Genomic DNA, 20,735 nt, shown 5'->3' on the forward strand with positions numbered 1-20,735 from the left:
CAGTCTATGCGGACGGATCGCCCGCCTCGGCCCGTTCGGCATCCGCGTCGCGCGATGCGGCGAGGCGGGCGCCGCCGGCGGCCCGCTGCGCCTCGCGGACGCGCTTGCGCAGGTTCTTGTCGGTGATCTCGCGATCGCCGACGGCGCCGGGGGTCCATGCCTCCACATCCTCATCGCCGTAGCTGGGCTTCTTGGCGGCGCGGCGCTTCACGTCGGGCGGGATGGCGCCGGGGGCGAGACGACGTGCGGTGATGAGGAAGCCCGTGTGCGCGACCATGCGGTGATCGGGTCGCACCGCCAGGCCCTCGACATGCCAGCCGCGGACCATGGTCTCCGAGGACTCGGGCTCTGTGAACAGACCCGTGCCGCGCACGTACTCCGCGACGCGGGAGAGCTGCGTCGCCGTGGCGATGTAGCAGAGCACCACTCCGCCGGGAGCAAGAGCCTCGGCGACGGCATCGATGCACTCCCACGGCGCAAGCATGTCGAGCACCACGCGGTCGACCGTGCCCGGCTCGAACACGGCGCCGAGCTCCTGCTGAAGGTCGCCCACGACGATCCGCCAGGAGTCCGGGAGCTCACCCAGGAAGGTCTCGACGTTGGCGCTCGCCACCTCGGCGAAGTCGTCCCGGCGCTCGAATGAGACCAGTCGCCCCGTCGGCCCGATGGCACGCAGAAGCGAGAGCGAGAGCGCTCCGGACCCGACACCGGCCTCGACCACGGTCGCGCCGGGGAAGATGTCCGCCTGGGTGACGATCTGCGCAGCGTCCTTCGGGTACACGATCGCGGCACCGCGTGGCATCGACATCACGAAGTCCCGCAGCAGCGGGCGCAGCGCCAGGTATTCGTTGCCGGAGCTGTTCTCCACGACCGATCCGTCGGGAAGGCCGATCAGGTCGCGGTGCCGTAGTACGCCGTGGTGGGTGTGCAGCTCCCCGTCCGCGCGCAGCGTGATCGTGTGCATCCGCCCCTTGGGACCGGTCAGCTGCACGCGGTCGCCCTCGCGGAACGGCCCGCTCGGCCGCTGCGCGGTCACAGCGCGGCCTCCGCACGGAGCGAGCGGACGCGAGTGAACTCGGCGAGGAGATCGTCGACACTGCGGCCTGCGAGCGACTCCCAGATCGCGTCGGCCCCGAGTCCGTCCAGCTCGACGATGTGCGGGATGCCGATCGCCACCGCACGGGCGGACAGCGCCGCCTGCAGGCCGGTCGGCGAGTCCTCGAGCGCCACCGTGTCGGCGATGTCGACGCCGAGCGCGTCGGCGGCCCGCAGATACGGGTCGGGGAAGGGCTTGGGCCGCTCGACGTCGTCACCGCCCACGATCACATCGAAGGCATCGAAGCCGATGAGCGAGACGATGTCCTCGGCCATCCTCCGCAGCGACATGGTGACGAGCGCCGTCGGGATGCCCGCCGCGCGCAGCTCGCGCAGCAGCTCGCGTGCGCCCGGCCGGAAGGGCACGCCGTCCTGCTGCAGGCGCACGCGCACACGCTCGGTGAGTTCGTCGACGATCTCCTGAGCGCCCATCTTCACCCCGGCGCCCTGGAGGATGATCGCGCTGTCGATCAGGCCGTTGCCGACCAGCTGCAGCGCCTGCTCATGCGTCCAGGTGCCGCCGAAGGACTCGATGAGATCGGTCTCGGCGTCCATCCAGTACGGTTCGGTGTCGACAAGGGTTCCGTCCATGTCCCAGAGGACCGCGCGAGGGTGCTGATTCACTCCCCCATCGTACCGGCGGGCCGCGCCGCCGATGGTGGCGGGGACTAGCCTGGACGGAACACGCGGCGCAGGTCGCCGCAGGAAGGAACACCGTGCAGGTACTCGGAACCCGGATCGTCGTCGCCGCCTTCGACGGCTGGAACGACGCCGGCGAGGCCGCGTCGGCCGCCGCCGAGCAGATCGACGACGGCGGTTATGACGTCGTGCACGCGGCGGATCCGGAGCTGTACTTCGACTACCAGTGGGCCCGCCCGACGCTGGAACGCGACCAGGAGGGCAACCGCAGCCTGCGCTGGCCCTCGGCGCGGATGCTACGGCCCACCGGGAGCGCGGACGGTGCGGAGCCGCGACTCTGGCTGCTCACGGGCACCGAACCCGCCCGCGCGTGGCAGGCGTTCAGCGCGGAGTTCATCGACGCGGCGCTGAGCGAGGACGTCACCGGATTCGTGACCCTCGGCGCGATGCTCTCCGACGTGCCGCACACGAGGCCGATCTCGATCTTCGCGTCGAGCGAGAACGCCGAGGTCCGCGAGGCGCTCGGGATCGAGCGCTCGACCTATGAGGGCCCGATCGGCATCCTCTCAGCGCTCGAGCACGCCGCGGAGCAGGCCGGGATCCCCGCCCTGTCGCTGTGGGCCAACGTGCCGCATTACGTGCAGACCGGCGGTTCGTCCCCGAAGGCCACGCTGGCGCTGCTGGACCGGCTGCACGAGGTGACCGGGGTCGATGTGCCCCGGGGATCGCTGTCCACCGAGGCCGCCATGTGGGAGGCGACGATCGATGCGGCCGCCGCGGAGGACGAGGAGATGGCCGCCTACATCGCGCAGCTCGAGACGAAGCGCGACACCTGGGAGTCGCCCGACGCTTCCGGCGAGGCCATCGCGCAGGCCTTCGAGCGGTTCTTCCGCCGCAACGGCGAGGGCCCGGGCGAGCACAAGCGCTGACGAGCCGCACCCGCCTGGCCGCGTCGACGGGCTCAGGGAGCGATCCTGTGGCCGTTCAGGGCTTGATCACGCCGAGCGAGAGCAGGACGATGAGCACGATGCCGAGCAGGATCCGGTAGACCACGAACGGCAGGAAGCTGCGCTGGGAGATCCAGCGCATGAAGAACGCGATCACGCCCAGGCCCACGACGAAGGCGATGCCCGTCGCGGCGAGCGTCTCGCCGGCGGAGAACACGCTAGGCTCGCCGATGCTCTTCACCGCCTGGTAGACGCCGGATCCGAACACGGCGGGGATCGCGAGCAGGAACGCGTAGCGCGCGGCTGCCTCGCGCTCGTAGCCGAGCAGCAGCCCTGCCGTGATCGTGCCGCCGGACCGGGACACCCCGGGGATCAGCGCGAGGGACTGGGCGAGCCCGTACACGATGCCGTGTCCGAGAGTGAGGTCCTTGAGGGTGCGGCGCCGCGCGCCGATCGCGTCGGCGACACCAAGCAGCACGCCGAAGACGATCAGCATGATGGCGACGAGCCACAGCGAGCGGAAMACGGTCTCGATCTGGTCCTTGAACACCAGCCCGAGCACCACGATCGGAATGCTGCCGATGATGATCAGCCAGCCCATCCGGGCGTCAGGGTCGTTGCGCGGAATGCGGCCGATCAGCGCCGACCACCAGCGCCCGACGATGCGCACGATGTCGCGCCAGAAGAACACCACGACCGCCGCCTCGGTGCCGATCTGCGTGATCGCGGTGAACGCCGCACCGGGATCCTGCGCGCTCGGCAGGAAGGCGCCGACGATCCGCAGATGTGCGCTGGAGGAGATCGGCAGGAACTCGGTGAGTCCCTGCACGATCCCCAGGAAGATGGCTTCGAGAAGGTGCATGGATCGCTTTCGCGTCGTGCGCAGGCTCGCGCGGGTCGGTGTGTGGTCGTGATCCGCAGCGGCGGTCAGTAGGTGCGCAAGAGGTCGGTCAGAACGCGCTGCCCGAAGACGAGGGAGTCGATCGGCACCCGCTCGTCCACGCCGTGGAACATGCCGGTGAAGTCCAGGTCGGCCGGCAGCCTGAGCGGCGCGAAGCCGTAGCCCGTGATGCCGAGGAAGGCGAGCGCCTTGTTGTCGGTGCCGGCGCCGAGCAGGTACGGGATGACCGGGACACCCGGATCGTGCCGCTCGAGCGCCGCCACCATGGCATCGACGAGTGGACCGGCGAACGGGGTCTCCATGCCGATGTCCTGCACGACCATCTCCAGCTCGATGTCGTCGCCGACGAGCGCACGCAGCTGCGCGAGCACGTCTTCCTCCTGCCCCGGGATCACTCGCACATCGACGAGCGCCTCGGCGCGCTCGGGGATCACGTTGTGCTTGTAGCCGGCCTGCAGCACCGTGGGGTTCGTGGTCGTGCGCAGTGTGGAGCGCAGGAACGCCTCCGCGGGGCCCGCCGTCGCGGCGAGGGCATCGGGATCGTCCACAGGAACGCCGGTCAGGGCGCTCATGCGATCGAGGAATTCGCGGGTCGTGTCGGTGAGCTGGATCGGCCACGCCGTACGTCCGATCGTGGCCACGGCCTCGGCGAGCTTCGTCACGGCGTTGTCGGGGTGGAAGCGGCTGCCGTGCCCGGCCCTGCCCTTCGCGATGAGGCGGATCCACATCAGCGCCTTCTCSCCGACCTGCAGCAGGTAGGCGCGCTGGTCACCGACGGGGATCGAGTATCCGCCGACCTCGCTGATCGCTTCGGTCGCACCGGCGAACCATTCCGGACGGTTCTGCACCACGAGGGCAGAGCCTTCGACGCCGCCGTTCTCCTCATCGGCGAAGAACGCCAGGATGAGGTCACGCTCGGGCTGCTCCCCCGCCCGCAGGATCTCAGCCACCGACGTCAGGATCATGGCGTTCATGTTCTTCATGTCGACGGCGCCGCGTCCCCAGAGCATGCCGTCCCGCACGACGCCGGCGAACGGATCCACACTCCAGTCGCCGGCCATCGCCGGCACGACGTCGAGATGTCCGTGCACGACGAGCGCCGGCTTGTCCCGGTTCCGACCCTCCACCCGCGCCATGACGTTGGTGCGCCGCGGGATGGGCTCGTAGTACTCCGGCTGCAGGCCGAGCGACTCCAGGTACGCCCCGACGTACTCCGCAGCCTCGCGTTCGCCCTTCGCGTCGCCACCGCCGAAGTTGGAKGTGTCGAARCGGATGAGCTCTGCGGCGATCCGCGCGACCTCGGGAAGTTCGGCATCCGGCTGGGGCATGGCACCAGGCTATCGAACCCGCGCGACGCGCCCGACGCGCACCCTGGTTCGAGCAGCCCCCCGGATCGTGCTAATCTCGATCTTCGGTTGGGAACAGCCGAAAACACCAGCGCGGGTGGCGGAATAGGTAGACGCGCTAGCTTGAGGTGCTAGTGCCCGAATAGGGCGTGGGGGTTCAAGTCCCCCCTCGCGCACGCTGGTAGGAAGGCCCCGGGTCCGAAAGGATCCGGGGCCTTCTTCGTCTGCGGATCGGCGGTCAGAGCGGAGCCTCGCCGGGATCGGGCCGTTCGGACGCGATGACGCCTATTCCTGTGGCGCGATGGCTCGGCTCCGGTTCATCGTGCTCGTCGTTCGGCGCCTTCGGCTCTTCGTCGACGTCCTTCTCCGTGCTCGGCTTGCGCATCTCCGCGGCGGTCGGTTCATCGGATCGATCGCCTGCATCCGATTCCTGGGAGGTGCGGCTCGGCGTCTGGTCCTGCACACCCTCACGTTCGGCGTTCGACTCGTCGTGCGAGTTGCCCTGGTCACTCATCGCATGCTCCTTTCGTCTGCGCCCAGGATGCGCGCGCAGACGCAGCATGACCAGCGGGTTGACAACAGGGCGCCGTAGCGGGCGGACGATACGCAGCCGGCCGCGTCGCGGAGGGTTCAGCCCATGCTGACGTTGAAGAGCAGACCCAGCACGTAGGTGACCGCGGCCGCGCCGAAGCCGATCGCCAGCTGGCGCAGGCCGCGACGCAGGGGCGGGCCGCCGGACAGAACACCCACGGTCGCGCCGGTGCCGAGCAGAGCGACGCCGACCAGGGCGAGGGCCACGAGCACCGCGGGAGTGCGCTGCATGCCGAAGATCCAGGGCAGCACCGGCACGATCGCACCGGAGGCGAACAATAGGAAGCTCGAGATCGCAGCAGGCCAGGCGTTGCCGATGATCTCATGCTCGTCGCCGTCGCCGGTCGGCACGCGCAACGGCCCGGTGGCGCGCTGCGCCATGCCCGCCTTGGCCGCGCTCACGACCCGGCGGGCGCGCTGCAGCGACTCGTCGGCGTCCATGCCTCTGGCGCGGTACACCAGGGCGAGCTCGTTCTCATCGAGGTCGAGGTCGCTCGCGGTGGCGTCCCCGTGCCCGTTCTCCTCCGTCGCCTCCAGCAGTTCGCGCTGCGAGCGCACGGACACGAACTCGCCCGCGCCCATCGAGAGTGCTCCGGCGAGCAGGCCCGCGAAGCCGCTGAACAGCACGAATCCGCTGCTCACGCCCGTGGCGCCGATGCCGAGCACGAGCGCGAGGTTGCTCACCAGGCCATCGTTCGCACCGAACACCGCGGCCCGGAACGAACCGGAGAGCTGGCGCCGGCCGCGTGCGGCGAGACCGCGGACCACCTCGAAGTGCACCTTCTCGTCGGCGCGCATCGCCGGAGTGGCGTACACCTCGGAGTCGTACGGAGATCGCGCCTCGGCACTCTGCGCGAGGGCCAGCACGAAGATCGATCCGAAGCGGCCTGCCATCCAGCCGAGGATGCGGGCGCGCAGGCCGGGGCGCGGCAGACGTTGCGGCTCCCCGCCCAGCAGCTCGAGCCAGTGCGCCTCGTGGCGTCCCTCGGCCGCGGCCAGTTCGAGCAGGATCTCGCGCTCCTCGCCGTCGCGACGCTGAGCGAGCTGCTGATAGACGTGCGCCTCCGCGCGCTCCTCCACGAGATAGCGCGCCCAGCGGCGGCGATCGGCCGCAGTGGGCTCGGCAGGGGCAGTGGCGGGGCTGTTCATGAGGTCCTTCACGAGTCGGGCAACCGCTCCACGCTATCGATCCGAAGCCGCGGATTCCGCGCCAGGACGGGGATTGACAGCATTTCGGGGATCCGAACCCTTCGACAGGCTCAGGGGCCGATTCCGGGCGCGTCCTTCCGGACGGTTCAGCGGCCGGCCGGCTCAGGAGCGCACGCGGCGCCGGAGCAGATCGATCCGAGACTGCAGCTGGGTCACGGTGGCCTGCGCGACCGCGGGACCGCCGCACAGCCGGCGCAGCTCGGCGTGCACGGCACCGTGCGGATCGCCGGTCTGGCGCGCATAGACGCCGACGAGGCTGTTCAGCAGCTGCCTCTGTTCACGCAGTGTGCGATGCAGCGGCTCCGGCAGCGTCGTGGTCGGTGCGGGAGTGACGGCCTCGCGCGCTTCCCGCAACCGCGACTGCCGGGACTGACGCTGCATGAGCAATTCGTGCACGTGCTCGGGCTCGAGCAGACCGGGGATCCCGATGAACTCCTCCTCCTCGGGCGTGCCGGGCTCGGCGAGCTGGCCGAACTCCTTGCCGTCGAAGACGACGCGGTCGAAGTGCGCGAGCGAGGAGATCGCCTGATAGCTGAACTCCTGGGTGAGTGCGTCGGAGGCTTCGTCCTCGCGGTTCGCGCTCTCCAGCAGCGAGTCCTCGAGGCCGTCGTCGTCCTTCGACTGCCTGTCCAGCGCGTGGTCCCGCTGCCTCTCGAGCTCGTTCGCGAGCTTCATGAGGACGGGGACGTTGGGCAGGAACACGCTCGCGGCCTCGCCGCGACGGCGGGCGCGCACGAAGCGGCCGATCGCCTGCGCGAAGAACAGCGGGGTCGATGACGACGTGGCGTAGACGCCGACGGCGAGCCGGGGCACGTCGACGCCTTCGGACACCATGCGCACCGCGACCATCCAGCGGTCGCCCGACGCGCTGAACTTCTCGATCCGCTCCGACGCGGTCGCATCGTCGCTCAGGACCACGGTGGGGCGCTGCCCTGTCAGCGAGTGCAGGATCTTTGCGTACGCGCGGGCGACGGTCTGATCGGTCGCCAGTACAAGACCGCCCGCGTCGGGGACGTGATGGCGGATCTCGGTGAGCCGGCGGTCGGCGGCCGAGAGCACGGCAGGCATCCACTCCCCCTCCGGGTCCAGCGCCGTACGCCAGGCCTGGGAGGTGACGTCCTTGGTGTTGTCCTGACCGAGGTGCGCCTCGAGCTCGTCGCCCGCGCTCGTGCGCCAGCGCATCTTGCCCGCGTACATGTGGAACAGCACGGGACGCACCACGCCGTCCTGCAGCGCTCGCCCATACCCGTACGCGTAGTCGGTGCTGGAGATCCGCGCACCCGACTCGTCGGGGAGGTACTCGACGAACGGGATCGGCGCGGTGTCGCTGCGGAACGGAGTGCCGCTCAGGAGCAGGCGTCGCTTCGCCGGTCCGTAGGCGTCGCGGATGGCGTCGCCCCAGCTGAGCGCGTCGCCGCCGTGATGCACCTCGTCGAGGATGACGAGCGTGCGCGCATCCTCCGTGAGGTGCTTGTGCACCGACGACTTCGCYGCGACCTGCGCRTASGTCACGACGACGCCGTGGTACTGCCGGGAGGGCGCCCARTGGCTGTTGCGGAAACGCGGATCCAGCCGGATGTGCACGCGCGCGGCGGCGTCCGCCCACTGCGTCTTGAGGTGCTCCGTGGGCGCGACCACGATCACGCGGTCGATCTCGTTCGTGCGCAGCAGTTCGACGGCGAGCGTGAGCGCGAACGTGGTCTTGCCGGCGCCCGGTGTCGCGGCGACGAGGAAGTCCCGGCGCTCGGGAACGCGGAAGTACTCCTCAAGGGCCTCGCGCTGCCACGCCCTCAGCCTGTCGGCGGTACCCCAAGGGGCGCGCTGAGGGAAGGACGGGGAGAGCATGGGATTCCACGATAGACGAGGCCGGAGACATCCCGGACCATGAGCRAACCTCGCCCGCGGTGTCCGCCCCGATGCCGTCGCGCGCGGGTAGTCTCGGATGCTGTGCCGCGCCGCGCAGGCGCCCGCGAGGAGGAGACGATCATGTCCGGTCACGAACCGCGCACCCCGTACATCCCCAACGAGACGCCGCATCCGTGGCACCGCTACGTGGCGATCGGCGACTCGTTCACCGAGGGCATCGGAGACCCCGATCCGGCCGTCCCCGGAGGCCATCGAGGCTGGGCCGATCGCGTGGCCGAGGTGCTCGGGGCGCAGAGCGAGGACTTCGCGTACGCCAACCTGGCCGTGCGCGGCAAGCTCATCGGGCAGATCAGCGACGAGCAGATCGCCCCGGCGATCGCACTGAACCCCGACCTGATCACAGTGTGCGCCGGAGGCAACGACGTCATCCGTCCCGGCACGGATCCCGACGAGATCGCGGCGCTGCTGGACGACATGGTCACGCGTCTGGATCGCACCGGCGCCGCGATCGTGCTGTTCACCGGCATCGACACGAACTTCACCCCGGTGTTCCGCCCGTTTCGCGGCAAGGTCGCGATCTACAACGAGAACGTGCGGGCGATCGCGGAACGGCACGACTGCATCGTCGCCGATCAGTGGGGTCTGAAGTCCATCCAGGATCCGCGCTTCTTCGCCGACGACCGGCTGCACATGAACCCGCTCGGCCACCACGAGGTCGCCCGCATGGTGCTGCGCGCCTTGAACGTGCCCAGCGATCTGCAGGAGATGGTCGCCGACCCGTTCCCCACACGCACGTGGCGCGAGGCACGCAATGAGGACCTGGTCTGGGCGCGCACGCACCTGGTGCCGTGGGTGCTGCGGCGTCTGCGCCACCAGTCGTCCGGGGACAGCATCGAGGCCAAGCGCCCCGAGCCGATGCCGGTGGTGCTGCCGCACGACGAGTGAGTCGTCCCACATGGCATGAGCCGGCCGCGTGCGCGCGACGCGAGCGGCCGTTCAGTCGCGCGGCGCGTGCTGCAGTGCCCAGAGCGCGACGGCCGCAGCGGAGGCCACGTTGAGCGAGTCCACCCCGCCCGACATGGGGATCGTCACCACCGAGTCCGCGACCTCCAGCGCCTGGGCGGTCAGGCCGGGCCCCTCGGATCCGAATGCCAGAGCCACGCGTTCCGGGCGCTGCGCGGCGTMGGCCTCGAGTGTCTCGGCGTCGTCCCGGAGCGCGAGCGCGGCGAGCCGGATCCCCTCGCTCCGCAGGATCGGCGCCAGTTCATCCCAGCCATCGAAACGCGTCCACGGCACCTGGAACACCGTGCCCGTGCTGACCTTCACACTGCGGCGGTACAGCGGATCGGCGCAGCGCGCGGAGACCAGCACCGCGTCGGCGCCGAGCGCCGCGGCCGCGCGGAAGGCGGATCCGACGTTCTGATGTTCGATGAGATCCTCCAGCACCAGGATCGTGCGGGCTCCGCGCACGACATCGGCGAGGGCCGGGAGCGCGGGCCGGTGCATGGCCGCCAGCGCCCCGCGGTGCACCGGGTACCCGGCCACCGCCTCGACCACCGTGTCCGGGCAGATGTAGACCTCGACTTCGGCGTCGCCGCTGAAGAGCGAGCGAAGGCCGCGCAACCAGCGCTCCTGCGTCAGGATGGAGCGAGGGCGGTGTCCCGCGCGCACGGCGCGCTCGATGACCTTGAGCGATTCGGCGATGTACAGACCGTTGTCGACATCGCCGCGAATGCGCAGCGCGGTGTCGGTGAGCCCGCGGTAGTCGTCCAGGCGAGGATCTGCGGGGTCGTCGATGCGGGTCTCGGGCACGGACCCACTCTTGCAGGTCGCTCGGACGGATGACGTCCGCAGCCGCCCAGGGACGCACTGGCGACGCGGCGGGCGTCCATGATCGCGCCCGTAGACTCGAGCGGGGAGGCCGGATGAACAGCAGCATGTCGTCGTTGCACGCGCAGCTCGAGCCCGTCGCGGAACTGCTCGCCGGCCGTCGCATCGCCTTCCTCACAGGGGCCGGGCTCTCCACCGACTCGGGCATCCCCGCATACCGCGGAGCCGGATCGACACCGCGGCGTGCGCCCATGACTGTGCAGACTTTCCTCGGTTCCCAGGACGCGCAGCGCCGGTACTGGCTGGGCGGACATCTCGGCTGGCGCTCGTTCGGCACCGCCGCGGCGAATCCCGGCCACCGTGCCATCGCCGGGCTCGAGAAGGCCGACCGCGCGGCCGGCGTCATCACGCAGAACGTGGACGGCCTCCACCTCGCCGCCGGATCCGCGCGCGTCGTCGAGCTGCACGGCACCATGCGCGCGGTGCTCTGCCTGCACTGCGGGCAGAGCTTCTCCCGCGACGCCGTGGCAGCGCAGATCGAGGCGCGCAACGCCTGGCTCGACGTTCCGGACGAGGTGCTGCTCGGGCCCGACGGCGACGTCCGCCCCGAGACCACCGAGGGCTTCGTCCTGCCGATCTGCACGGTCTGCGCAGGGCCGCTGAAGCCCGACGTCGTCTTGTTCGGCGAGTTCATCCCAGCCCAGCGGTTCGCCACTGCAGAGGCGCTGCTGCGCTCGGGCGACGCGCTGATCGTCGCCGGATCCTCGCTGGTCGTGAACTCCGGGATCCGCATCATCGAGCGCGCCCGCCGCCGCAGTCTTCCCATCGTCATCGTCAATCTCGAGCCCACCCGGGCCGACGCCTGGGCCTCCGCGACCATCGCGGCGTCCACGAGCGTCGTCCTCCCGGCCCTTCAGGAGCTGCTCTCATGACCCTCATCACCCTGATCCGACACGGCGAGACGGACTGGAACCTCGAGGGCCGGATCCAGGGATCCACCGACATCCCTCTGAACGACACCGGGCGCGCCCAGGCGCGAGCCGCCGCCGCGCGACTCGCCGGCGCCTCTTTCGATCACATCTATGCGAGCCCGCTCGGCCGGGCGCGAGAGACCGCGGAGATCATCGCCCACGAGCTCGGGCTCCCGGCGCCGCTGATCACCGTGGGAATGCGCGAGCACGAGTTCGGTGAGGCGGAGGGCCTGCTCTGGGACCAGTACCGGGAGCGGTTCGGAGCGCGTCGCGACGAGGTGCCCGGTGCCGAGACTGCACAGCAGCTGACGGAGCGCGCACTCGCATCGCTCGCCCGGATCGATCTGGCGGCGCGGCGCCGCTCGGCACCACGAGTCGAGTCGGTGCTGGTGTGCACCCACGGCGGCGTGATCCGGGCCCTGCTCGAGCATGCCTCGGGTGGCACGCTCCCTGCGCCCGGCGAACGACTGGGGAACGCCTCCGTGCACCGCTTCGCAATGGACGGCGGCGGGTTGCGGCTGCTCGACACGGCCACCGTCTGAACGTCGATCCCGTGGGGCGGCGACCCGGTCGGGAACGAGGTCGGGCGTAGGATCGAAGACGCCGCCGATCCCGAGGAGAGCCGTGAATCCCGCCCCTGCACCGACCTGGCGGATGTGGCTGATCTGGATCGTGGGCGTGTCGGCCTACGTGCTGTCGATCACGAACCGCACGTCCCTGTCCGCCGTCGGAGTGGACGCCGCGCACCTGTTCCAGGCCGACGCGTCGACGCTGTCGCTCTTCGCGGTGCTCCAGCTCGCGGTGTACGGGCTCATGCAGATCCCCGTGGGTCTGCTGCTGGACCGTTTCGGATCCCGGCCGATCATGGTCGCCGGCATGCTGCTCATGGCCGTCGGCCAGCTCGTGATGGCGTTCGCGCCGAACGTCGGGGTCGCGATCGTCGCGCGCATGATCCTCGGCGCCGGCGACGCCGCGATCTTCCCCGGCGTGCTGCGCCTCGTCGCGATCTGGTTCCCCGCGCAGCGCGGCCCGCTGATGGCCCAGCTGACCGGGATCGTCGGCCAGCTCGGTCAGCTCGTCGCGCTGCTCCCCCTGCCCGTCCTGCTGCACTCCACCACGTGGTCCGTCACGTTCGGCTCTCTCGCGGGGCTCGGCGTGCTGTTCACGGTCCTCGTATTCGCCCTGATCCGCAACCGCCCGCCCGAGCTGACCGAGGACGTCTCGGTCAACACCGACACCGGCGCGATTCGCGTCGTCACCTCTCAGGCGGATCTGCGCGTCTCCCTGCGTGAAGCTCTCGCGCATCCCGGGACCCGACTCGGATTCTGGACCCACTTCACGACGCCGTTCGCCGGTACGGCCTTCATGATGCTGTGGGGCATCCCGTTCCTCACGAGCGGCGAGGGCCTCTCGATCGGCGCGGCCTCGCTCGTGACGACGGTCTACGTGTTCTTCGGGATCCTGTTCGGTCCTGTCCTCGGAACGCTGTCGGCGCGCCATCCGACGAGCCGATCGCTGATGCTCGTGCTGCCGACGATCGCCCTCCAGGTGCTCGTCTGGCTCGGTGTGATCCTGTGGCCGGGCACGGCTCCACTGTGGCTGCTCATCCTGCTGGCCATCGCGCTGGCGACCGGCGGCCCGGCCTCGATGGTCGCGTTCGACCACGCGCGCACGCACAACCCCCAGCATCGGCTGAGCACCGCCACCGGAGTGGTCAACGGCGGGGGCTTCCTCGCCGCACTCATCGCGATCTTCCTGATCGGCCTCGCGCTCGACCTGCAGGGCGCGGGCACGCCCGCCACCTACTCGCTCGATGCGTTCCGCTGGGCGTTCCTCACCCAGGTCCCGCTCTGGGTGCTCGGCACCGTCTTCATCGTGCGGGAACGGCGCCTGACCCGGCGGGTGCTCGGGCTGGACCGCCCCCGGAACCGCTGACCGCGCGGCCCGGGACCACGCGGTCAGTCACGTTCAGCCCAGCAGCATCGCCCGGCCGGGCTCCTGCAGCACGTCGGCGACGGCCTTCAGGAACTGCGCCCCCTCGGCCCCGTCCACGATCCGGTGGTCGAAGGACAAGCTGAGCGTCATGACGTCGCGCAGCGCGATCTCGCCCTTGTGCTCCCACGGCATGCGCCGCACCGCGCCGAGCGCGAGGATCCCGGTCTGCCCCGGCGGCAGGATCGGGGTGCCGGCATCGATCCCGAACACGCCGATGTTGGTGAGCGAGAACGTGCCGCCGACCAGATCGGCCGGCGGGGTCTTGCCGCTCCGCGCCGTGCGGGTCAGCTCGGCGACCGCCGCCGCGAGTTCACCGAGCGGCATCCGTTCGGCATCGCGGATGATGGGCACGATCAACCCGCGCTCGGTGGCGGCGGCGATGCCGAGGTCCACGAAATGCTGCTGCACGATCTCGCCCGCCTCGCCGTCCCACCGCGAGTTCAGCCCGGGATAGGACGCGAGCGCGAGGCAGACGGCTTTCGCGACCACGGTGAGCACTCCGATGCGCGGTGCGTCCGGTGCGGCGCTCGCCCGCAGCGAGGCGATCAGTTCGGTCGTCGCGGTGACGTCGACCGTGTGGAACGTGGTCACGTGCGGTGCGGTGAACGCGCTCTGCACCATCGCCTCGGCGGTGTGCTTGCGCACGCCCCTGATCGGGACGCGGGTGGTCGCCCGTTCCCCCCTGGCGGCGCGGGCGGGCGCTGCGGTCGGCGCCGGAGCTGCAGTCGTCTCGGCGGGCGCGCCTGCGCCGCGCTGCCCGACGCGCTCACGGTAGGCGTCCACGTCCGCGCGGGTGATCACCCGGTCGCCCAGCTCGGCGGAGACGAGCGCGAGGTCCACGCCCAGGCTCTTCGCGTAGGCCCGCACCGGCGGCGTCGAACGCGGACGCTCCCCGCGCACGGGCGGCGCGGGGACGACCACGATGTCATCGTGCGGTGCGGCGACGCGCACGTCGACGTCGGAGGCTACCGTGGTCGTCGCGGACGCGGATCCGGCCGCGGCCCGGCGGGCACGACGCTGCGGGCGGCCGTTCGACGGCGCCGCACCGTAGCCGACGAGGTTCGGCCCTGAGCCCTCCTCGACCTCGGCGGACGCCGGAGCCTTGGGGGCCGTGGCAGCCTGACCTTCGATCTCGAAGCCCACCAGCGGGGCGCCGACCGGAACGACGTCGCCGGCGGCGGCGTGCAGCGACGTGATCACGCCGGCGTGCGGTGAGGGCAGTTCGACGATGGCCTTGGCGGTCTCCACCTCGGCGAGCGTCTGGTTCAAGGTGACGGTGTCGCCCTCGGCGACCAGCCACTGCACGATCTCCGCCTCGGTGAGGCCCTCACCGAGGTCGGGGAGAAGGAACTCCTGCTTCATCGGTCGACCCCTTCCAGCAGTTGCTCGTCGTCGCAGACCCGGTCGACCGCGTCGAGGATCCGGTCGAGGTCGGGGAGGTGGAACTTCTCCAGCTTCGCGGGCGGGTAGGGGATGTCGTGGCCGGTGACGCGCAGCGGTGCCGCCTCGAGCCAGGTGAAGCACTTCTCGGTGATGCTGGCGATGACCTCGGCGGCGACCCCCGCCTCGCGCGCGGCCTCGTGCACGACCACGACGCGACCGGTGCGGCGCACCGAGGCACACACCGTGGCGTAGTCGACCGGCGACAGCGAGCGCAGATCGATCACCTCGAGCGACCGTCCCTCCGCCTCGGCGGCCTCGGCCGCATCGAGCGCGGTGCGCACCATCGCACCGTAGGTCACAACGGTGACGTCGGTACCGTCGCGCACCACTCGGGCGAGCCCCATCGGTGCCGCGTCCGCAAGTGGGGTCTCCAGGTCCACCTCGCCCTTGGCGTGGTAGAGCCGCTTGGGCTCGAAGAAGATGACCGGGTCGTCGCTGGCGATGGCCTGGCGCAGGCACGTGTACGCGTCCTGAGGATTCGACACGGCGACCACGCGGAGCCCTGCGGTGTGCACGAAGTACGCCTCGGGCGACTCGGAATGGTGCTCGGCCGCGCCGATGCCGCCGCCCCAGGGGATCCGGATCGTGATCGGCATCGGGACGGTGCCCTGCGTGCGGTAATGCAGCTTCGCGACCTGGGACACGATCTGGTCGAAGGCGGGATACACGAATCCGTCGAACTGGATCTCGACGACCGGGCGGTAGCCGCGCATGGCAAGGCCGACCGCGGTGCCGACGATTCCGGACTCCGCCAGCGGAGTGTCGATCACCCGCTCCGCGCCGAACTCGTCCAGCAGCCCGTCCGTGATGCGGAAGACTCCGCCGAGCTTGCCGATGTCCTCGCCGAGCAGCACGACCTTCGGATCTGCCGCCAGCGACTGCCGGAGGGCGGCGCCGAGCGCCTTGCCCATCGTCATCTGCGCCATGTCACACCTCCGCGAGAGTCGCGAGGTAGCGCTCGTAGTCGGCGCGCTCCTCGGCGATGCCGGTGTGCGGTTCCGCGTACACCCCGTCGAACACGGCGAGCGGTTCGCGCGTCCTGAGGCTGAGGCAGGCCGCCCGCATCTGCATGGCGGCCTCATCGGCCTCCGCCGCGAAGCCCGCGGCGATCTCGTCGGTGAGCGCACCCTCGGCGCGCAGCAGGGCCTCCACACGCGCCAGCGGATCCTTGCCGCGCCAGTACTCGAGCTCGGCCGGGTCCCGATAGCGGGTCGGGTCGTCAGCCGTGGTGTGCGGACCCATACGGTATGTGACCAGCTCCAGGAACGCCGGGGTTCCGCCACGGGCCTGCTCGAGAGCCCAGCGGGTCGCGGCGAACACCGCGAGCACGTCGTTGCCGTCCACGCGCATGCTGGGGATGCCGAAGCCGGGGGCGCGTCCGGCGATCGGATGCTGCGACTGCACGGCGACCGGCTCGGAGATCGCCCAGTGGTTGTTCTGGCAGATGAAGACGACCGGGGCGCGGTAGGAGGAGGCGAAGACCATGGCCTCGTTGACGTCGCCCTGGCTGGTGGCCCCGTCGCCGAAGTACGTGACCGCGACCTGGTCGGAGCCGTCGTGCAGGATGCCGAGCGCGTAGCCGACCGCGTGCAGGGTCTGCGCGCCGATGATGATCTGCAGCGGAGCCATGTGCATCACGGCGGGGTCGTAGGCGGAGCCTTCCTCACCGCGCCACATCCGCACGTAGTCGCCGGGTTGCGCCCCGCGCGCCAGCATCACGCCGGTCTCGCGGTAGCTCGGGAACACCACGTCGTCGTTCTTAAGGGCGCGGGCGGAGCCGATCTGCGCAGCTTCCTGGCCCTGRCACGGGGCCCACAGGCCGAGCTGWCCCTGRCGCTGCAGYGCGACACCCTCGKWRTCGAGSCKGCGCAGCACGATCATGTCGCGCAGCAGSGASAGCAGCTGTGCGGAGCTGATGTCGGCCACGTACGGGGTCAGACGCGTGTCATTGCGGCGACGGCCGTGGGCGTCGATGAGGCCGGCCGGTTCGTCCAGGCCGATGCCGGTGACGGTGATCGGATCAAGGTGGGTTGACATCTTCGTCCTCCTCAGTGGATCCGCCCTCGTGAGAAGGATCCGGTGCGTCTTCGCTTTGCCTTRAGAGTACGTCCGCTTGACACGTCGCTCAAGCATTCCCGCAGGTCCTGAGCATGTTGCCAAATCAACGCCCTGAGCAGGGTGCTAGCCTTTGGCAACATGGCAACCCTCGATCGCACCGATCTCGACATCCTCGAGATGCTCTCGGCCGACCCTCGCACCACCGTGGTCGCAATGGCCGAGAAGCTGCGGCTCTCCCGAAACACGATCCAGGCTCGGATGGCCCGCCTCGACCAGACCGGCGTGTTCCTCCCCTACGAGCGCGCCTTCTCCCCCGCCGTGATCGGCTACCCGTTGCAGGCGTTCGTGAGCATCGGCGTCCGTCAGACCGAGCTGCCGYGGATCATCGCGGAGCTCGCGCGCGTGCCGGAGGTCGTGCAGGCGCACGGGCTGAGCGGSTCGATCGATCTGCTCGCCCTGGTCGCGTGCCGCGACGCCCGCCATCTCTTCGACACCGACGCCCGCATCCTCTCGATCGACGGCGTCGAGCGGACCGAGACCTCGCTCGCGATGGGCGAGGTCATCCCGTTCCGCGTCGGTGGTCTTATGGGGCTGGCACGGCGAGAGGCCGGAGGAAGCGTCTGATCGCTCCCGCCGCCTCGGCCGGTGTCTCGTAGTGGATCAGGTGCCCGACGTGTGCGATCTCGACGAGCTCGGCGTCGGGGAACAGCGTCGCCAGGCGCCGCTCCGCCTCGATCGGCGTGATGTCGTCGCGTTGCGCCGCGATCAGCAGCGTCGGGACGGCGATGTGCGGCGCGAACTCCCGGACATCGTGCGAGACACTCGTGCGGAAGGCCTGACTCAGGACCCCGCGGTCAGCGAACCGTGAGAAGTACGTGTCGTGCTGGTCGTGCACGAACCGGCGCAGTTCGGGATCCCGGGTCTTCGCCATGGCGATGCTCATGCCCCGCACGATGATCCTGTTGCGCAGGAGCTCGGTGCCGATGCCCTCGGGCAGCCGCGCACCGAGCGCGTAGTAGAGGATCGCGAGACGCGTGAGCACAGCCTTCGGACCCTCCAGTGCCGGCGCGCCGATCGGGTTGACCAGGATCAGCCGCGGGGTCTCCAGCCCGCCGGCGACAGCGGCAGAGGCCACGATCGAACCGAACGAATGCCCGAGGATCACGGCTCCGGGAGCCACCTCCGCGGCGAAGTCGATGAGCCACTGCGCGTACGCATCGATGTCGTGCACGCGGCCGGGCAGCGGCGCGGTCTCACCGAACCCCGGCAGATCAGGCATGATCACGCGGATCCCGGCGGCGAAGCCTGCCCCACCGGCACCGTGCAGGTGCGCGACAACGGGCTCCAGCCCGTGGTGCTCGCCACGGAAGCCGTGCACTGCCAGCACGGTGACCTCGGCGTCGTCGGGGCCGTAGCTCCAATACGCCGTACGCCCGCCGAGGACCTCGGCCTCCTGCCGGTGCACCGCGATGCGATCCAGACGCGCAGCATAGGGCGAGGGTGCGGGCATGCATCGAGTCTACGGGCGGGATCGGCATCGCCTGAGCGCACTGCCGCGTGCCGGAACGGCGATGTCCGAGCCGCACCCTACGGTGGCGTCATGACCGCTTCGACGCCCCTTCCGCCCTGGTTGACCCGCGTCGGAGTGTTCGACCTGGAGACCACCGGGATCGACGTCACCCGGGATCGCATCGTCACCGCGCACGTCGGTGTGCTCGACCACCACGGCGCAGAGATCGCGGCCCGCACCTGGCTGGCAGACCCGGGGATCCCCATCCCCGCCGGTGCCACGGCGATCCACGGCATCACGTCCGAACGCGCGTACCGCGACGGTTCCCCTGCTGCGCAGGTCGTCGCCGGGGTAGTGGCCGCACTGCGGTCGCTGCTCGATCAGGGCGTCCCGGTCGTGGCGTACAACGCGGCCTTCGATTTCTCCCTGCTCGCTCATGAGGCGCGTCGGCACCGGATCTCGCCCCTGGAGAACCCCTCCCCGGTGATCGACCCATTGATCATCGACAAGACCTACGACCGGTACCGGCCGGGCAAGCGGACCCTGGAGATCGTGGCCGCGCACTACGGCGTCGATCTGACCGGCGCGCACGACGCCTCGGCCGACGCCGTCGCGGCAGGGCGGGTCGCGCAGGCACTCGCGCAGCGCTTCCCCCTGCCGGAGAGCGCAGGCGAGCTGCACACCCGGCAGATCGGCTGGGCACGTGCGCAGGCCGCGAGCCTGACCGACTACTTCGTGCGGATAGGCCGGATCGAGCCCACCGAACGCGTCGACGGCCGCTGGCCCGTCCGCGACGACGATTCCTCCCGCCGTCACGCCCCCGCGGGATCCTTCTGACGCTGCCGCTCGATCGCGAAGAACCCGGCGCCATACCGCCTCCACGGTCCGGGTCGTAAAATGGAGGGTTACCCGATGGAGGGAGACGCGATCGCCATGACGACCGACACCGAGCGCATCGAGATGCTCGAACACGAGATCGAGAGGATGCAGACGGTCATCGACTTCCTGCACATGACGTTCGCTCAGGAGCCGAAGCGCAAGAATCGCTTCCGACGCGTGATCCGGCACGCAGAGGGCAAGATCGACGGCATCCGCTTCGCCCTCGAGACGATCCGCTCGACGGCGCCCGCCGTCGACGGCCCGGGCGCCGCATAGACAACGGAAAGCCCCCGCCTCGATCGAGGACGGGGGCCTTCGCAGAGGCGATTACTTGGAGGAACCGCCGAAGTTCTTGAAGCGCTGGTTGAACTTCTCGACGCGTCCGGCCGAGTCCATGATGCGCTGCTTGCCCGTGTAGAACGGGTGCGAGGCCGAGGAGATCTCGACGTCGATGACGGGGTACTCCACGCCGTCCAGCTCGATCGTCTTGTCGCTCGTGACCGTCGAACGGGTCAGGAAGGTGTCGCCCGAGCCGAGGTCGCGGAACACGACGGCCTGGTACGTGGGGTGGATGTCAGTCTTCATGGGATTCCTTACGTGGTGCCCTGGATTGTGCCAGGGGCGAGGGAAGTCTGTGGCGCAATGAGCACCAAGGATCGATTCTAACAGATCACGCGGCGCGCGCCGCGTACCGCCCGTCGGCCCGGTCCAGCGAGATGGACATGCCGAAGGCCTCGCTCAGCGCTTCTGCGGTGAGGGTCTGCTCGATCGGCCCCGCCGCGACGATCGCGCCGTCGCGCAGCAGCAGCACGTGCGTGAACCCGACGGGGATCTCCTCGACGTGATGGGTCACCATCACCATCGCCGGCGTCGTGGGCGACTGCGCGAATCCGCCGAGCAACGCGAGCAGCTCCTCGCGTGCGCCGAGGTCGAGGCTCGCGCTGGGCTCGTCCAGCAGCAGCAGTTCCGGGTCGGTCATCACGGCTCGGGCGATCTGCACGCGCTTCTGCTCGCCGTCGCTGAGCGTGCCGAAGTGACGTTCGGCGAGGTGCTCCAGGTGCCATTGCTCGAGCACCCGCATCGCACGGCGCTCGTCGATCGACTCGTACGACTCGTTCCACCGCCCCATCACGGAGTACGCCGCCGTCATGACGGTGTTCAGCACGGTCTCATCGGCAGGGATCCGGCGGGCCATCGCCGAAGAGGCGAAACCGATCCGCGGACGGATCTCGAAGACGTCGGCCCGCCCGAGAGTCTCCCCCAGGATGTCCACCCGGCCCTGCGTCGGGTGCATCAGCGTGTCTGCGAGCTGAAGGAGCGTCGTCTTGCCCGCGCCGTTCGGCCCCAGCACGACCCAGCGCTGGTCGTCCTCGACGGTCCAGGAGAGATGATCGACGATGTTGCGTCCGTCGCGGCGCACCACGACGTCCGAGAATTCGAGGACGGCAGACATGC

General features: G+C 70.1%; 22 protein-coding genes and 1 tRNA gene. 9 read left to right on the top strand and 14 right to left on the bottom strand.

All coding sequences use genetic code 11. The features are described from left to right. Positions 1-4 precede the first annotated feature (4 nt). Positions 5-1,036, bottom strand: a complete 1,032-nt coding sequence (locus AC1DMN_RS15305) for a tRNA (adenine-N1)-methyltransferase (protein ID WP_477229126.1) — start codon at positions 1,034-1,036, stop codon at positions 5-7. Further along, on the bottom strand, positions 1,033-1,719 hold the full coding sequence (locus AC1DMN_RS15310; RefSeq protein ID WP_441975878.1) for an HAD family hydrolase: 687 nt from the start codon (positions 1,717-1,719) through the stop codon (positions 1,033-1,035). Before AC1DMN_RS15310 ends, AC1DMN_RS15305 begins: the two co-directional genes overlap by 4 nt. A 92-nt stretch (positions 1,720-1,811) precedes the next feature. On the opposite strand from AC1DMN_RS15310, the gene AC1DMN_RS15315 reads away from it, so the two are divergent. After that, positions 1,812-2,663 (top strand): PAC2 family protein, encoded by an 852-nt coding sequence (locus AC1DMN_RS15315; RefSeq protein WP_477229127.1) that lies wholly within the window; start codon positions 1,812-1,814, stop codon positions 2,661-2,663. A 55-nt stretch (positions 2,664-2,718) separates the two neighbouring features. Here the strand turns inward: AC1DMN_RS15315 and AC1DMN_RS15320 are convergent, their stop codons facing one another. Then, positions 2,719-3,543, bottom strand: a complete 825-nt coding sequence (locus AC1DMN_RS15320; RefSeq protein WP_477229128.1) for an undecaprenyl-diphosphate phosphatase — start codon at positions 3,541-3,543, stop codon at positions 2,719-2,721. A gap of 65 nt (positions 3,544-3,608) precedes the next feature. Next, positions 3,609-4,910, bottom strand: a complete 1,302-nt coding sequence (locus AC1DMN_RS15325; RefSeq protein WP_441975875.1) for a M20/M25/M40 family metallo-hydrolase — start codon at positions 4,908-4,910, stop codon at positions 3,609-3,611. A gap of 109 nt (positions 4,911-5,019) precedes the next feature. Between AC1DMN_RS15325 and AC1DMN_RS15330 the strand changes: the two genes are divergently transcribed. Next, a tRNA-Leu gene (locus tag AC1DMN_RS15330) sits at positions 5,020-5,104 on the top strand. Positions 5,105-5,166: 62 nt separating this feature from the next. Here AC1DMN_RS15330 and AC1DMN_RS15335 read toward each other — a convergent pair. The 3 genes from AC1DMN_RS15335 to AC1DMN_RS15345 all read right to left on the bottom strand — a co-directional run bounded on the left by AC1DMN_RS15335 (position 5,167) and on the right by AC1DMN_RS15345 (position 8,573). Continuing rightward, positions 5,167-5,442 carry a hypothetical protein gene (locus AC1DMN_RS15335; protein WP_477229129.1) on the bottom strand — a complete coding sequence of 92 codons (276 nt, stop codon included), beginning with the start codon at positions 5,440-5,442 and terminating at the stop codon, positions 5,167-5,169. A gap of 116 nt (positions 5,443-5,558) precedes the next feature. Continuing rightward, positions 5,559-6,668, bottom strand: coding sequence for a VIT1/CCC1 transporter family protein (locus AC1DMN_RS15340; protein WP_477229130.1), 1,110 nt, complete (start codon positions 6,666-6,668; stop codon positions 5,559-5,561). Positions 6,669-6,830: 162 nt separating this feature from the next. Further along, positions 6,831-8,573 carry a DEAD/DEAH box helicase gene (locus AC1DMN_RS15345; RefSeq protein WP_477229131.1) on the bottom strand — a complete coding sequence of 581 codons (1,743 nt, stop codon included), beginning with the start codon at positions 8,571-8,573 and terminating at the stop codon, positions 6,831-6,833. Between the two features lie 141 nt (positions 8,574-8,714). Between AC1DMN_RS15345 and AC1DMN_RS15350 the strand changes: the two genes are divergently transcribed. Further along, positions 8,715-9,539, top strand: coding sequence for an SGNH/GDSL hydrolase family protein (locus AC1DMN_RS15350; protein WP_441975872.1), 825 nt, complete (start codon positions 8,715-8,717; stop codon positions 9,537-9,539). Between the two features lie 51 nt (positions 9,540-9,590). Here the strand turns inward: AC1DMN_RS15350 and AC1DMN_RS15355 are convergent, their stop codons facing one another. Then, positions 9,591-10,406 (bottom strand): TrmH family RNA methyltransferase, encoded by an 816-nt coding sequence (locus AC1DMN_RS15355; protein ID WP_477384522.1) that lies wholly within the window; start codon positions 10,404-10,406, stop codon positions 9,591-9,593. A 113-nt stretch (positions 10,407-10,519) separates the two neighbouring features. On the opposite strand from AC1DMN_RS15355, the gene AC1DMN_RS15360 reads away from it, so the two are divergent. The 3 genes from AC1DMN_RS15360 to AC1DMN_RS15370 all read left to right on the top strand — a co-directional run bounded on the left by AC1DMN_RS15360 (position 10,520) and on the right by AC1DMN_RS15370 (position 13,330). Beyond that, positions 10,520-11,356 (top strand): Sir2 family NAD-dependent protein deacetylase, encoded by an 837-nt coding sequence (locus AC1DMN_RS15360; protein ID WP_477229133.1) that lies wholly within the window; start codon positions 10,520-10,522, stop codon positions 11,354-11,356. Beyond that, on the top strand, positions 11,353-11,937 hold the full coding sequence (locus tag AC1DMN_RS15365) for a histidine phosphatase family protein (RefSeq protein WP_440731709.1): 585 nt from the start codon (positions 11,353-11,355) through the stop codon (positions 11,935-11,937). Before AC1DMN_RS15360 ends, AC1DMN_RS15365 begins: the two co-directional genes overlap by 4 nt. Positions 11,938-12,049: 112 nt before the next feature. Further along, a complete protein-coding gene (locus tag AC1DMN_RS15370; protein ID WP_440732426.1) occupies positions 12,050-13,330 on the top strand; it encodes an MFS transporter in 1,281 nt (426 codons plus the stop codon). A 33-nt stretch (positions 13,331-13,363) separates the two neighbouring features. On the opposite strand, the gene AC1DMN_RS15375 is transcribed toward AC1DMN_RS15370, so the two are convergent. Genes AC1DMN_RS15375 through AC1DMN_RS15385 form a run of 3 tightly spaced genes read right to left on the bottom strand, consistent with a single transcriptional unit; the run spans position 13,364 to position 16,870 of the window. After that, positions 13,364-14,752, bottom strand: coding sequence for a dihydrolipoamide acetyltransferase family protein (locus tag AC1DMN_RS15375; protein ID WP_441975868.1), 1,389 nt, complete (start codon positions 14,750-14,752; stop codon positions 13,364-13,366). Beyond that, a complete protein-coding gene (locus AC1DMN_RS15380; RefSeq protein WP_440731707.1) occupies positions 14,749-15,759 on the bottom strand; it encodes an alpha-ketoacid dehydrogenase subunit beta in 1,011 nt (336 codons plus the stop codon). Before AC1DMN_RS15380 ends, AC1DMN_RS15375 begins: the two co-directional genes overlap by 4 nt. 1 nt (position 15,760) lies before the next feature. After that, positions 15,761-16,870, bottom strand: a complete 1,110-nt coding sequence (locus AC1DMN_RS15385) for a thiamine pyrophosphate-dependent enzyme (RefSeq protein WP_477384524.1) — start codon at positions 16,868-16,870, stop codon at positions 15,761-15,763. 159 nt (positions 16,871-17,029) lie between these two features. On the opposite strand from AC1DMN_RS15385, the gene AC1DMN_RS15390 reads away from it, so the two are divergent. Beyond that, positions 17,030-17,515, top strand: coding sequence for an Lrp/AsnC family transcriptional regulator (locus AC1DMN_RS15390; RefSeq protein WP_477384525.1), 486 nt, complete (start codon positions 17,030-17,032; stop codon positions 17,513-17,515). Here AC1DMN_RS15390 and AC1DMN_RS15395 read toward each other — a convergent pair. Continuing rightward, positions 17,475-18,401 (bottom strand): alpha/beta fold hydrolase, encoded by a 927-nt coding sequence (locus tag AC1DMN_RS15395; protein ID WP_441975865.1) that lies wholly within the window; start codon positions 18,399-18,401, stop codon positions 17,475-17,477. The two genes, AC1DMN_RS15390 and AC1DMN_RS15395, sit on opposite strands and share 41 nt — an antisense overlap. A 90-nt stretch (positions 18,402-18,491) precedes the next feature. Between AC1DMN_RS15395 and AC1DMN_RS15400 the strand changes: the two genes are divergently transcribed. After that, a complete protein-coding gene (locus AC1DMN_RS15400) occupies positions 18,492-19,238 on the top strand; it encodes an exonuclease domain-containing protein (RefSeq protein WP_441975864.1) in 747 nt (248 codons plus the stop codon). A gap of 75 nt (positions 19,239-19,313) precedes the next feature. Further along, positions 19,314-19,556 (top strand): hypothetical protein, encoded by a 243-nt coding sequence (locus tag AC1DMN_RS15405; protein WP_477384527.1) that lies wholly within the window; start codon positions 19,314-19,316, stop codon positions 19,554-19,556. Positions 19,557-19,607: 51 nt separating this feature from the next. On the opposite strand, the gene AC1DMN_RS15410 is transcribed toward AC1DMN_RS15405, so the two are convergent. Beyond that, a complete protein-coding gene (locus tag AC1DMN_RS15410; RefSeq protein ID WP_233309421.1) occupies positions 19,608-19,865 on the bottom strand; it encodes a type B 50S ribosomal protein L31 in 258 nt (85 codons plus the stop codon). A gap of 85 nt (positions 19,866-19,950) precedes the next feature. Continuing rightward, complete coding sequence (locus AC1DMN_RS15415; RefSeq protein WP_477229135.1) at positions 19,951-20,733, bottom strand: ABC transporter ATP-binding protein; 783 nt, start codon at positions 20,731-20,733, stop codon at positions 19,951-19,953. Between the last annotated feature and the right edge of the window lie 2 nt (positions 20,734-20,735).

The organism is Microbacterium sp. 01T413_2, from assembly GCF_056398985.1.